At 67.7% G+C, this 11,951-nt stretch carries 10 protein-coding genes; 8 read left to right on the top strand and 2 right to left on the bottom strand.

Going from position 1 to position 11,951, the window contains the following annotated elements:
• Positions 1–521: 521 nt before the first annotated feature.
• Positions 522–1,955 carry a serine/threonine protein kinase gene (locus tag HG543_RS13760; protein WP_169345199.1) on the top strand — a complete coding sequence of 478 codons (1,434 nt, stop codon included), beginning with the start codon at positions 522–524 and terminating at the stop codon, positions 1,953–1,955.
• Positions 1,956–2,111: 156 nt separating this feature from the next.
• Here HG543_RS13760 and HG543_RS13755 read toward each other — a convergent pair whose 3' ends face one another.
• Positions 2,112–3,275, bottom strand: coding sequence for a hypothetical protein (locus HG543_RS13755; RefSeq protein ID WP_169345198.1), 1,164 nt, complete (start codon positions 3,273–3,275; stop codon positions 2,112–2,114).
• A gap of 169 nt (positions 3,276–3,444) precedes the next feature.
• On the opposite strand from HG543_RS13755, the gene HG543_RS13750 reads away from it, so the two are divergent.
• The 6 genes from HG543_RS13750 (at position 3,445) to HG543_RS13725 (ending at position 9,314) form a co-directional block, all read left to right on the top strand.
• The gene (locus HG543_RS13750; RefSeq protein WP_169345197.1) at positions 3,445–4,245 is read left to right on the top strand and encodes a hypothetical protein; all 801 of its coding nucleotides are present in this window, start codon (positions 3,445–3,447) and stop codon (positions 4,243–4,245) included.
• A gap of 472 nt (positions 4,246–4,717) precedes the next feature.
• A complete protein-coding gene (locus HG543_RS13745; RefSeq protein WP_169345196.1) occupies positions 4,718–5,932 on the top strand; it encodes a hypothetical protein in 1,215 nt (404 codons plus the stop codon).
• Positions 5,933–6,007: 75 nt separating this feature from the next.
• Positions 6,008–6,814: a hypothetical protein gene (locus tag HG543_RS13740; protein ID WP_169345195.1), complete on the top strand. Its 807-nt coding sequence runs from the start codon at positions 6,008–6,010 to the stop codon at positions 6,812–6,814.
• Between the two features lie 15 nt (positions 6,815–6,829).
• Positions 6,830–7,858, top strand: a complete 1,029-nt coding sequence (locus tag HG543_RS13735) for a DUF2169 family type VI secretion system accessory protein (protein ID WP_169345194.1) — start codon at positions 6,830–6,832, stop codon at positions 7,856–7,858.
• 11 nt (positions 7,859–7,869) lie between these two features.
• Positions 7,870–8,934, top strand: coding sequence for a hypothetical protein (locus tag HG543_RS13730; protein WP_246357001.1), 1,065 nt, complete (start codon positions 7,870–7,872; stop codon positions 8,932–8,934).
• Positions 8,931–9,314, top strand: coding sequence for a DUF4150 domain-containing protein (locus tag HG543_RS13725; RefSeq protein WP_169345193.1), 384 nt, complete (start codon positions 8,931–8,933; stop codon positions 9,312–9,314). The genes HG543_RS13730 and HG543_RS13725 overlap by 4 nt, the downstream gene beginning before the upstream one ends.
• Before the next feature lie 22 nt (positions 9,315–9,336).
• Here the strand turns inward: HG543_RS13725 and HG543_RS13720 are convergent, their stop codons facing one another.
• Positions 9,337–10,650 (bottom strand): TIGR02270 family protein, encoded by a 1,314-nt coding sequence (locus HG543_RS13720; protein ID WP_169345192.1) that lies wholly within the window; start codon positions 10,648–10,650, stop codon positions 9,337–9,339.
• 250 nt (positions 10,651–10,900) lie between these two features.
• On the opposite strand from HG543_RS13720, the gene tssI reads away from it, so the two are divergent.
• On the top strand, positions 10,901–11,951 hold a 1,051-nt coding region (gene tssI / locus HG543_RS13715; RefSeq protein ID WP_169345191.1), incomplete at its 3' end, for a type VI secretion system tip protein TssI/VgrG.

Genomic DNA, 11,951 nt, shown 5'->3' with positions numbered 1-11,951 from the left:
TTGCCAGCAACGGCGCGGTTCCACTCGACATATACACTCCATTGAGACGGCTACGGGTTATGCAGGAGCGGCGTCCGCATGGCCGTCTGGCTTCACCCAAGACAATCCAAGGGCCGCGAAACCTGCATACCCATATTAATTTTTAAACATTCGAGTTCAAGATGATTCCGGAAATTCCGACCATGCCAGTCGATTGCGTCGTCCCGGGGTCCTCCATGACTCCGTGATACCCGCTGGGTCGAAAGCCTACCGACGCGTTACCAGCCAGGTATAGGCAGCTTCGAGTGCCTCTCGTCCGCCAGAGCCAAGGGGCGCTCCGTGCCCGACGACGGGTTGCTCGGCAGCCGTTCACTCCCGTGTCGGTATTGAAGAAGTAGCGCGGTGAGCGCGCCGTGGGAGGGCAGGCCTCCTTTCACGGCGCCAAAGGGGGGCGCCGGAGTGCGCGGATCGCGGAGGCGAGCATGGGAAGGAGGTAACCTGCTGGCGAGCGGAACGGACCGCGGTTCCTCGCGAGGCAACCCATGCACGCTGCCCACCTGAATCCGGCGCGCCTTCCCCTGGGAACCCGGGTGGGGCCCTGGCGCGTGCTGGAGCGACGCGGGCTGGGAGCCTACGGCGCCGTCTATCGTGCCATTGGCGTGCAGGATTCCTCCGGTCCCGTCGCCCTCAAGCTGGCCCTGCATCCCCAGGATGAGCGCTTCGCCAGGGAGGTGGAGCTGCTCTCCCGCATCCGTCACCCCAGCGTCCCGCGCCTCGTCGACCATGGCGTCTGGCGACAGTCCTCCGGCCTCGACTTCCCGTACCTCGCCATGGAGTGGGTGGACGGCGTGTCGCTGTACGAATGGGCGCACGAGCAGCGGCCTGGCTCCCGGCAGGTGCTCCACGTCCTCGCCAGCCTCGCGCGGGCCCTGGAGGCAACCCATGCCTCGGGAGGAGTGCACCGGGACGTCAAGGGCGACAACGTCCTCGTCAGCGACGCGGAGGGACGGGCCTTCCTCACCGACTTCGGCTCCGGGCACTACCTCGGCGCCGCCACGCTCACGCAGCCGCCGTTTCCTCCCGGTACGCCCGCCTACCGCTCACCCGAGGCGTGGCGCTCCGTGCGCCTTCCCATGGTCGAGCCCATCGTGCCCTACGCGCCCGGGCCCGCGGATGATGTCTTCGCGCTGGGTGTCACCGCCTTCCGGCTGGTCACCGGCGAGTACCCCTTTCCGCCAGAGGTGGCGTCGCAGTTCTGGCGGGAGGAGGTAGCCGGCGCCCCGTCCGTCCATGCGCTCAATCCCCGCTGCTGCCAGGAATTGAGTGAATTGACGTCCCGGATGCTCTCCCTTCCTCCCGAGGCTCGTGGCAGTGCCCGCGAGCTGGCCGAGGCGCTGGAGGAGGCCGTGCGCCATGCCGGGCCCGAGGCGGATGGGCCCCTCTTTGAGCGGGAGGCGCCTCGCCCCGTGGAGAGCCGGGTCGAGCCCAGGCCGGTTCATCGTCGGGCGCCGGGGCGCTCCAGGCACGTCTGGCTTTCGGCGGCCAGTCTGGCGGGAGCACTGGCGCTGGGCGCCGGGTGGATGCTGCGCGCGCAACTCGGAGAGGGGTCCGTGCAGGAGCACGCCTCCGTGGAGGAGGCCGCGAAGGATGGTGGCACCGTCGCTGTCGGAGATGCGGCGCTGACGGCTCCGGTGCCGCTCAGTGAGGTCCCTGTCGCGTGGTCGATCGTCGCCGTGGACGTGCCTCCCGGGCCCCTCCCGGGACAAAGGCGGCCAGATGCGAACGGCCATTGTCCCAGCAAGCCTCAGGTCCCCATCAATGGAGGCTGTTGGCTCAAGGTGCCCGTGGAACTGAAGGACTGCGGCGAGGACTATTACGTGTACAAGGGCGGTTGCTATATGCCTGTCATTCGACGCGGGCGGCCTCCCACTTCGAGTCCCGCGACTCGCGCTGGTGACGCTGGAACAGAGCACTGACGGGCCGTTCACCTGCGGGAGCTGGCGCCGAAGTGCTCACCCGGTGTTGCTTCAACTTCAGTCGACGAGCCTGTTCATCCAGGCTCGGGAGGGCTTGCTGGAGCCGCGGAAGACCTTGCCGTCCAGCCACAGGACGCTGATGCCCAGAGCGGCCACTCAGGGCGTGGTGTTGGCGGAGGCCGGCGCGGTGGACGCGTCCGGGAGCTCCTTGAGCCGGTCAATCTGCTGTGTGCCGTTCGCCATCAGGATGCCGGCGACGTGCTTCCGGCCAAGACCGCCGGGGAGCTTGAGCAACCATTCAGCCTCGCTGCCTGACGGGGGCGTGTCGTCGATCATGGCGCCGTGTTCCCAGATGGTCCTGGCGGCGGAGGTGGGGCATGGCGCCGATGCAAGCTCTGCCGCGAGCGCGTCGTACGCCGGCCGATAGGAGTCCTCCGCGAGAGACTTGAGGTACCTCCCGTAGATGCTGGCTTCCGTCAGGCCGGTGCACCGGCTGATGCCCGAGCCGCAGTGGCGCGCCTTTCGGGCCACATCGGTGGGGGTGGCGACACTGGAGAAGGCCATGCTGGCAAAGAACACGGCTCGCATGCGCTCGATCTGGTCGAGGCTCATCGGGCGCCACTCCGGCGGAGGCGCCTCCATCGACGCATGGGCCCTGTTCTCGATGCGGAGCAGCGCGGCGCCAATCATCGCGCCCAGCAGGGTGTCGGAGCGATAGGCGAGCCACGCGAGGTGCCGGACGTCACGGGCGGCCTCCATCGGTTGTCCTGTCCGGAGGCCATGGACGAGGCGGAGCTTCGCCCACGTCTGCAGGATGATGTAGTTCGGTATCGGGGCCGTCGTGAGATTGAACGGCTTCGAGCGTGAGAATGGAGTGTCCTTCACGATGTCCCAGCGGTCATAGGTCTGGAGCTGGCGCATCCATCCGAAGTCCAGCGTGGAGACATCCACCTCCGAAGCGACGAGCTCCTTCCAGTCCTTCTTCTCCGCGAGCGCCGCGGGAAGCTGGAGCGGCGAGTCCGCGGGCATCGCCGGCCCCGGGTCCCACTCCAGCCACGTGTTGAGGAGCGGCCCCGCGTCACCCGCGGTGCGCGGCTCATGGAACCACGGGTCCGCGGCGAGCTTCGCCTGCTGCTCGCAGAACAGGTCCACGTGCTGGGTGAGGTCTCTGCGGAACGCCTCCAGCGTGGGCTCGTACTGCTTGCGGAGCCACATGTTCGCGCCCACCAGCGCGATGACGGCGAGCAGCAGCACGCTGCTCACGATGAACAGCAGTACCTGAGCCACTCCCCCACGGATGGGCCGGCGATTTCGTCGCATGGGGGCACTCTACCAAGGCCCGCCGGACGCAGCCCGTGTGGGCACGGGCGGCAGCTGACTGGCCTGTGGGTTGGTCTACCGGGCGCGTCGTTGGTCTACGAGGCCATGCCGATTCAAGGCATGGTTCTCTCTGTGCTGGGGCCTGTTGGGCACCACTTCCGTGAAAGCCATGGACCACGACGATTTCAACGTGAAGCACTTCAAGGCGAAGGTGGGATTCGACAGGATTCCCGACGTCGAGGACGCGGACGTGGGAGTCGTCGCGGATTGGGGAGGCTTGGTGGAACTCCTGCCCTCGCGCGAGAGCGGGTGGGAGCCCGTCTCGGACGACATCATGCCCTTGCTCAATCCCGGCAAGGTGCTGAGGAAATGGTCCTTCCGGCGAGGCGCGGGCGCGCTCATGGTGAAGCTCTTCGTCTTCAGCGACGGCCCCGCCAGGGCGAGGGACCAGCTGGTGGCGGAGGCCACTCAGAACTCCCTGCCCTTTTGCCCCTACGTTCGAGGCCCGGAGTCACTGGGACACTTCTCCATCCAGACGCCCATTCGCTCCTGGCAAAGCATGGTCTGGGTTTTCCATAACGTGTGCGTAACGATTCGCGAGGATGACACTGAAATCCCGGTGGAGCCCCTGGCGCGCGCCATCCAGGGCTACATGGAGCGGCACGTGAAGCAGAAGGTGTCCCAGCACCTGCCCTGGCCCGACAAGGTGACGGTCTCCGAGAGCACCATCCAGGTGGGGCAGGAGGTGCAGGTCGAAGTCCATCTGAAAGACGTGGCGGCTCCGGGCCGGTGGCACGTCAGATTCACCCCCCCGGACGGCGTACTCGCCTATGGGCAGATAGAACCGACCTCTGGGGTCTTCCGGGAACTCCGCCCCGGCACGGCTCAGGTCGCGGTGGACGTGACGGACAGGCTGACCCTGCTGCGCACGAGGACCTACGCGCAAGTCGAAATCCAGCCGGCCCGCTAACCCCGCGGCCACCCGCCGAAGACTCGGTTGGGAGGCGTGCGCCTTCCCGAATCCCTCACTCAATCCGGCACGCATCCTCGAACTCCAGCCGGGGACCCCTCGGATGCAGCCGCGTGGTGACGTCGCGCTCACCCTGCGGGGCACGGCAGGGTGAGGCGCTGGCGTGGACGGGCTGCTCTTCGCAGACTCCGGGTGCGTCTGGCAGCGACCTTGTCGCGTGCTGCCAACCTGACAGGCGCTCCCCAGCACGATGGAGTGCGCGGGCGCCATCTCGGACACCTTCTCTTCACCACGCGGCTCCCGAGAGACTGGGAAAAGGCCTTCCGAATCCCTGTATTTCGTGCGTCAGCACGGGATGTGAAGATGTGGGTGTCCCAGCCCTTCAGAAGGCATTCGGCATCTCACCGGGGGGCTGTTGTCGGGCACATCCCGCGCGTGTCACTGTTTCCAGGCGTCTGGAGGCGGGTACGGAATGGAAATCGGAGAGGGGGTCAACGTCGCGCTGGCGGCTTCCGCCGAGCTCAAGCCGTGGAAGCTGCGGGCCGAGATTCTTGAGGTGACCTTCAAGAACGGCATCTTGGTCAGCCGAGACGGGAGCACCGTTCCGCTTCCCCACTGGGAGAAGGGAGTGGATGTCTCGGACGAGTGGACCGACGCGAAGCTGATGGGGCTGCCGGAGAAGTCCAACTACTCCAAGCGGGCGGCGGCCCTACCCATTCGCGGGGCCCCGGGTGCCACGCAGGACGTGGAGGTGAAGCTCCACATCATCGAGTCGGAGAACGTCAGCGGGCAGGGAAAGCTGAAGGGCACGCTGGGCGACCTGGAGGTCACCGGAGACAGCCCCCTTGGCGCGGGGGAGCACGTGATTTCAGCCAGGCTCCAGCGATTGCCCGACGAAATCCAGTGGGTCCGGGGGGACGTAGAGTGGAGCCTCATCGCCTCGTCTCCCGAGGCCACCATCTCCGTGGGGAGCACGCCCGTGGAGGTGTTCTTCGTCCTGGGCAAGCCTATCAAGCCCTTCGAAGAGCATGGCGTCTGGGCGGAGGCGCTGCGCTTTCTTTGTGCCAAGGCTGGGGTGGTGGGGGCGAAGACGGATGCGAGAGTGGCCGAGCAGGTCACCCGTTATTGTCATACCGGTCACGGTCTTCACTACGACGTGCAGGATGGAGCAGCCGCCTACGGCGACAGAGGTAACCGTTTCCAGCTCAAGAAATACCTGATCCGGGGTGAGGAACGGTGTAACTGCTACGACCAGGCCTCCGCGATCCAGGTGCTATGTGGTGCGCTGGGAACCCAGGTTGAGTGGCGCTTCCTGGAGCCCTTCGGCTTCATCAAGCCGACCAATCTCGTTGGGGTGGGCATGTGTAACAACCCCTTCTTCGAGTACACCCAGAGCGACCGATTCACCATGCCCTACGACCCCAAGCGGACCAGCTTCAACAACCATGCGTTCTGCCGTCTGGGAGGACAAAGCCTGGATGCCTGCGCGGGTCCGCATACGGGGAACGAAACGGAAGCGGAGTACCTGGAGGCGAGCATCGATACCGACCCGGTCGTGTACCGGCTGGCCCTGGAACGCCTGATGGCCCAGTACAACGTTACCGAGGCGGTGGCTGCGCCTCATGCCCCTCAGTGTGGCAGGGTGGACCAGGTGGTTGGCAGGCCGGGCGTGTCGTCGGTCTATTAGGTCATGCCGATTCAAGGCGCGTTTTTCGCTGTGGTCATGAGTTGGGGCCTGTTGAGCACCGCTCCCGTGAAAGTCATGGACGTCAACGATCTCAAACTGAAGCTCTTCAAGGAGCAGGTGGGGTTCGACAGGATTCCTGTCGTCGAGGACGCGGACGTGGGAGTCGTCGCGGATTGGGGAGGCCTCGCGGAACTCCTGCCCTCGCGCGAGAACGGGTGGGAGCCCGGCCCGGACGCCCTCGTGCCGCTGCCCAAGTCTGGCATGGTGCTGAGGCAGTGGTACTTCCGGCGAGGCGCGGGCGTGCTCATCGTGGAGGTCTTCGTCTTTAGCGACGGGCCCGCCGGGGCGAGAGACCAGCTGGTGGCGAAGGCCGTCACGCTGAACTCTGTGCCTATCAGCCCCTACGTTCGAGGCCCGGAGTCACTGGGACACTTCTCCATCAAGACACCCAGGGACTCCAGGCAAAGCATGGTTTGGGTCTTCCACAACGTGTGCGTGGAGATTCGCGAGGACAACACCGGAATCCCGGTGGAGCCGCTGGCGCGCGCCATCCAGGGCTACATGGAGCGGCACGTGAAGCAGAAGGTGTCCCAACACCTGCCCCGGCTCGACAAGGTGACGGTCTCCAAGAGCCCCATCCAGGTGGGGCAGGAGGTGCAGGTCGAAGTCCATTTGAAAGACGCAGCGGCTCCCGGCAGGTGGCGAGTCAACTTCACACCCCCAGAAGGCGTGCTCGCCTACGGGAGGAGCATGGGGCCGACCTTCAGGGGCTTCCAGGCCCTCCGCCCCGGCATGGCTCAGGTCGACGTGGACGTGACGGATACACTGACCCTGCTGCGCACGAGGACCCACGCGCAGGTCGAAATCCAGCCGGCCCGCTGAACCCGCGGCCACCTCATGCTTCAGCTCCAGAACGACACTCCGTTCATCGCCAACATCGCGATTCTTCCCGACGAGCGGGGAGTCGACACCGCGTACGTGACGGTCAAGGCGACCTTCGACCTGCAGGGCGGGGCACCGCGGGTCGCCGCGAAACAGCGTCCCCTGGTGGTGTCGGACGAGTTTTGGGGCACGCCCGGGCAGTCGAGTCTGAAGTACGCGAGCGAAGTCCACCTCCTGAAGCCGCATACGGACGTCGTCCTCATCGGGGAGGCGCACGCGCCCGGAGGGCGCCCGGTGGAGTCCTGCCTCGTCGGCGTGAGGGTGGGGGAGCTGCGCAAGGTGATCCAGGTCTTTGGAGACCGCCAGTGGAGCCGTGGCGTCATGGCTCCGCGCATCTCCTCGCCCGTGCCCTTCGTCACCCTGCCGCTCGTCTACGAGCGCGCCTTCGGTGGCACCCATGTGGTGGACCCGGAGAAGCAGCAGGTCCTGGCCGAGCTCCGCAACCCCGTGGGCGTGGGCTTCCGGGGCAAGCGGAGCCACTCGGAGATGCTCGGCACCCGGCTGCCGAACCTGGAGGACCCCTCGAACCTCATCCAATCCGTGGCGGACAACCCCAGGCCCTTTGGCGTGGGGCACGTGCCTCCCTCATGGGCGCCTCGGGTGTCCCTGGCGGGGACCTACAACGACACGTGGCGGATGACCCGGGCTCCCTACCTCCCGCTCGACTTCAAGCGCGAGTTCTTCCAGACCGCGTCCGAGGGGCTGCGGAGCTCGGGGCACCTGAAGGGTGGCGAGCCGGTGGAGCTCGTGAATGTCTCCCCCGAGGGGGCGCTGCGGTTCGCCCTGCCTCGCTGTGCCCTGGGCGTCTCGCTCTACATCGCTCGCGAGCGCCATGACCCTCCGGTGCAACTGGAGACGGTGCAACTCGAGCCCGGACACAAGCGTCTGTGCATGCTCTGGCGGAGCGCGGTGCCCTGCGACAAGAAGGCGCTGAAGGTCCGCCTGGCTCACATCCAGCTGAAGTCCCTCGAAGGGGCTTCGTAGTTCGAGGGTCCATGCGAACGCAGGCCGCGGAAATCGTGGGGCTCGGGATGGTGACGCCTGTGGGGCTCACCGCGCCGGCCGTGGCCGCCGCCCTCCGGGCCGGAATCGTGCGCGTGCGGGAGTCCTCCTTCGCCGACCGGCACTCCGAGCCCATCCTGGCGGGCTTCCTCAACGACGAGTTCCTGCCCGAGCTGAACCTCCCCAGAAAGACCTGGCCGCGTCCCTCCGCTCGTCACGCGCGCATGTTGCGGCTGGCGTCCTCCGCGCTCCAGGAGGCGGCCCACGGCACTTCGAAGCCCGCGCTCCTGCTGGCCCTTCCCGAGGATGACGCTGGGCTTGGCGTGGAGTTCCTCGAGCAGCTGGCGCACCAGTCCGGTGTGGAGCTGGATATCCGCGGCAGCAGGCTGTTTCCCCAGGGGCGGGCGGGAGGCCTGCTGGCGCTCGCGGAGGCGCAGCGCAGACTGGCCTCCACCCCTCAGGAGCTCGTCCTCGTGGGCGGGGTGGACACCTACTGTGACCTCCCCCTGCTGGACGTGATGTGGGAGCAGCAGCGCCTCCGGGTTCACGGGCTCTCGGATGGCTTCGTGCCCGGCGAAGGCGCCAGCTTCATGCTGCTGGGCCGGCCCGGCCGCGGACAGCGGCTCGGGTTGTCCCCCGTGGCCAGCGTCCTGGGCGTCGGTGCCGGCATCGAGAAGGGACACCTGTATGCGACGGAGCCCCATCTCGGAGAAGGCCTGTCGGATGCATTCCGCGAGCTGTTCTCCTCGCTGGCCGGACCGTCGCCTCGGGTCCGGTGTGTCTACGCCGGTCTGAACGGCGAGAGCTTCTGGTCCAAGGAGTGGGGCGTGGCCTACCTGCGGCACTCGCAATACTTCGAGGAGGGCTTCCGTTTCGAGCACCCCATCGACTGCATGGGAGACCCGGGCGCCGCGCTCGGGCCATTGCTGGTGTCGCTCGCGGCCATCGGACTCCAGCGGGGCTACAGGGACGCGCCCTGCCTGATATGGTGTTCGTCCGACCGTGAGGCTCGAGGAGCCGCGTTGGTGGATGCGGTCCGCCGTCAGGAGACGCGATGAGCACGAAGGTATTCGCCAATGGCCGGGGCATCGCCAGCGAGGACAGCGGGGGACAGAGCATCGTGTTTCCCGACGTGTGCAAGACGCCCTCGCCCGGAGGCCCCGTCCCGATTCCCTATCCGAACACCGGCATGTCCTCGGACGCGTCGAAGGGGCCGTCGTCGGTCACCGTCAACGCCAAGATGCCCATGGTGAAGGGCGCCCAGTACAAGCAGACGGCGGGCGACGAGGCGGGCACGGCCGGCGGAGGTGTCGTGAGCGGCTCCACCAAGGGACCGGCGGAGTTCATGATGTATTCCTTCGACGTGAAGTTCGAAGGCAAGAACGTGTGCCGCCTGGGCGACCCGCTCTTCCACAACAAGAAGAACATCATGGGTTGAGTTCCGCGCCGCCAGCGCGGTCTCAGCCCTGCGTCATCAGTCCATCGAAGCGTCGGGGTGAGAGGGATGCCAGGGAGGCGAAGGCCCTGGCGAGCTCGGAGGCCTGACGGCGGGTGAAGGCCCGGGCCTCGAGCCGGAGCTGTCCCCGGCTCCGGATGGCCAGCTCCAGCGCCAGCACGCCCCGCCGGCGCATCGGCTCCTGGCGGAGCGCCTCGAGGAGCGCCTGGGCGCTGAAGGGGAGTCCCCGCAGATAGCGGGTGCCCGGGTCGAAGCGTGTCCGTGCCTCCTTCCACCAGGCGGCCACCGCGGCGGGGGCGGGAGTGGCCAGCGCATCCTCCGGGGTGGGGACGAGGTCGGCGTCCAGGTCCTCCTCCTCCAGGGGAATGGGCTCCTCGGCGGCAACCCTGGCGGGCGCCACGTAGGGGGCTTCGAGCCGCAAGCCGGTGATGGCGGAGAACGCCTCCGCCGCGAGCGCGGCCGTCCCCCGGTCCTTGTCCATCCACGCGAGACAGGCCTCCGCGGCGGACACGTGGCCGCTGAAGCCGAGGGCCCAGAGGGTGGAGGGACGCAACACGGCGTTCTCCAGCAACTTCACGAGTCCCGTGATGTCCTGCTCGCCTCCGCCGAGGGCGAGGAGGACCCTTGCCTGTGCGCCGACCGCCGAGCTCTCCCCGGCCCACTTCCGGCACCGCTCCCAGGCTCCACGGAGGCCGGCGATGAGTCCCGCGGTGAGCGCCGCATGTCGCACGCCCGTATGAGGAGAGTCGAGCGCGGCCTGGAGTCCCTTCCTGTGCGTCTCGTCGAGACGTCCCTCCAGGCCGAGCAGCGCGGCGCTCTGGAGCCTCGGGTCACCGTGCGAGAGGAACTTCTCCACGACGGTGGGGGAGACGGCCCTCCGGAACACCAGCGCTCCCAGCACCAGCGTCTGGACATCCACCCTCGGTGAGCCCAACAGGGGGAGGAGCGCCGCGGGGGCGAGCGAGTCGTCGAGTTCCAGGGCGCGCTGGATTCCCGCGAGTGCCGGGCCTTTACCCGCTTCGAGCCGCTCCAGGACCTTCCTGGCTCCCTCCTCACCGCTCGCGAGCAGCGCGAAGGCGGCCGCGGCCACCTCTGTTGGTGCTTTCGAATCGAGGGTGGGAATGAGCAGCGCTCCAGCGACCTCGGAGCCTCCCACGGTGAGGGCGTCCAGGTGGGCGAGCAGCCGCTCCTCTCGCGCCGCGGTGACCGTGAGGTCCACGGCCGGTGACGCCAGGCCGCGCTCCCAGCGTTCCCAGAGGAAGCCCGCCTCGCTGAGGTGCTCCTCGTACACATCCATCATGAGTCGTGGAGGAGCCATGTCCGTTGCCGTGTACCGAGCCGCCCTGGATGCGGTGGGGCGATGCGCTTGTCGTTGCGCCGCTCAGCAATCCCACTCGAAGCCGGTGGGGCGCAAGGGGGCCCGGCGAGCGTCGGGCGTTGCATCGGCCAGGTCGGCAGGTACCCGCGCCATGCACCTGCATCCCGAGTCGGGTGTCGTGCCCGTGTGATAGGGTTCCAGTCCTGATCCCGGCCGCCGGCGGACGCACGCCTTGGGCGAAGGGAATGCCATGTCTCGACACAGTTCGCCTGCGTTCTCCGTGAAGGTTGGTTCGTACGGACCCGAGGCCCTGAGTGTCTCGGGATTCTCCGGTATCGAGGGCATCAGCCGGCTGTTCGACTTCCGCGTGGACTTCTTCACCAGGGACGGGGCGCCGCTCGCGGTGACGGACCTGGTGGGCCAGGACGCGCGGGTGACGCTGTCAGTGCGTGATGGCGACCCACGCTACGTGCACGGCCAGGTGCGCGCGGTGGAGTCGCTGGGCATGAAGACGGGACGCCAGCGCTACCGGGCCCACGTGGTGCCCAGGCTGTGGCGGCTGTCCCAGGTGCACAAGAGCCGCATCTTCCAGGGCCAGAGCGTGCCCGACATCCTCAAGGCCGTGCTGGGCGAGGGTGGGGTGGAGGTGCGGCTGGCGCTATCGGGCAGCTACGCGGCGCGCGAGTACTGCGTGCAGTACCGCGAGAGTGACTTCGCCTTCGTCAGCCGGCTGATGGAGTGGGAAGGCATCTTCTACTTCTTCGAGCACACGGACGCGGGCCACACGCTGGTGCTGGGCGACAAGCCCAGCGCGCACGCGCCGCTGCCTCAAGGCAAGACGCTGCCGTTGCGTCCCAGCCTGGGCAAGGAGGCGGTGGATGCCGAGTACCTCTCGTCGCTGGAGGTGGTGCACCGGCTGCGGCCCGGCGCGGTGCACCTGAAGGACTTCGACTTCGAGAAGCCCGCGGTGGACATCTCCGGCAAGGGCAAGGCGAAGCAGGGCGTGGCGGAGCTGGAGCTGTATGACTACCCGGCCGGCTACGTGGCGCCGGGCGTGGGCAAGGCGGCGGCCAGCGTGCGCACCGAAGCCGCGAGCGTGGGCGGCCGCACGTTGTCGGGCGCGGCGATTGCCCCCCGGCTGACGCCCGGGTACGTGCTGGAGGTGGACTCGCCCGAGGACGGCACCTTCGCGGGCGAGTACGTCATCACCGAGGTGGTGCACTCGGGCGTGCAGCCGGACGTCTCCAGCGGCAGCGAGAGTCTGCAGGGCCTGTATCGCAACCAGTTCCAGCTCTTGCCCA

This window comes from Pyxidicoccus fallax (genome assembly GCF_012933655.1).
GTDB classification, from domain to species: domain Bacteria; phylum Myxococcota; class Myxococcia; order Myxococcales; family Myxococcaceae; genus Myxococcus; species Myxococcus fallax.
The sequence above is the reverse complement of the archived record's forward strand: the minus strand, read 5'-3'. Positions and strand labels throughout refer to the sequence as shown.

Coding starts and splice junctions, on each gene's coding strand:
- HG543_RS13740 (WP_169345195.1), top strand. CDS start 6,008: ATGGACGTCAACGATCTCAAACTGAAGCTCTTCAAGGAGCAGGTGGGG.
- HG543_RS13735 (WP_169345194.1), top strand. CDS start 6,830: ATGCTTCAGCTCCAGAACGACACTCCGTTCATCGCCAACATCGCGATT.
- HG543_RS13755 (WP_169345198.1), bottom strand. CDS start 3,275: ATGCGACGAAATCGCCGGCCCATCCGTGGGGGAGTGGCTCAGGTACTG.
- HG543_RS13750 (WP_169345197.1), top strand. CDS start 3,445: ATGGACCACGACGATTTCAACGTGAAGCACTTCAAGGCGAAGGTGGGA.
- HG543_RS13760 (WP_169345199.1), top strand. CDS start 522: ATGCACGCTGCCCACCTGAATCCGGCGCGCCTTCCCCTGGGAACCCGG.
- HG543_RS13730 (WP_246357001.1), top strand. CDS start 7,870: ATGCGAACGCAGGCCGCGGAAATCGTGGGGCTCGGGATGGTGACGCCT.
- HG543_RS13720 (WP_169345192.1), bottom strand. CDS start 10,650: ATGGCTCCTCCACGACTCATGATGGATGTGTACGAGGAGCACCTCAGC.
- HG543_RS13725 (WP_169345193.1), top strand. CDS start 8,931: ATGAGCACGAAGGTATTCGCCAATGGCCGGGGCATCGCCAGCGAGGAC.
- HG543_RS13745 (WP_169345196.1), top strand. CDS start 4,718: ATGGAAATCGGAGAGGGGGTCAACGTCGCGCTGGCGGCTTCCGCCGAG.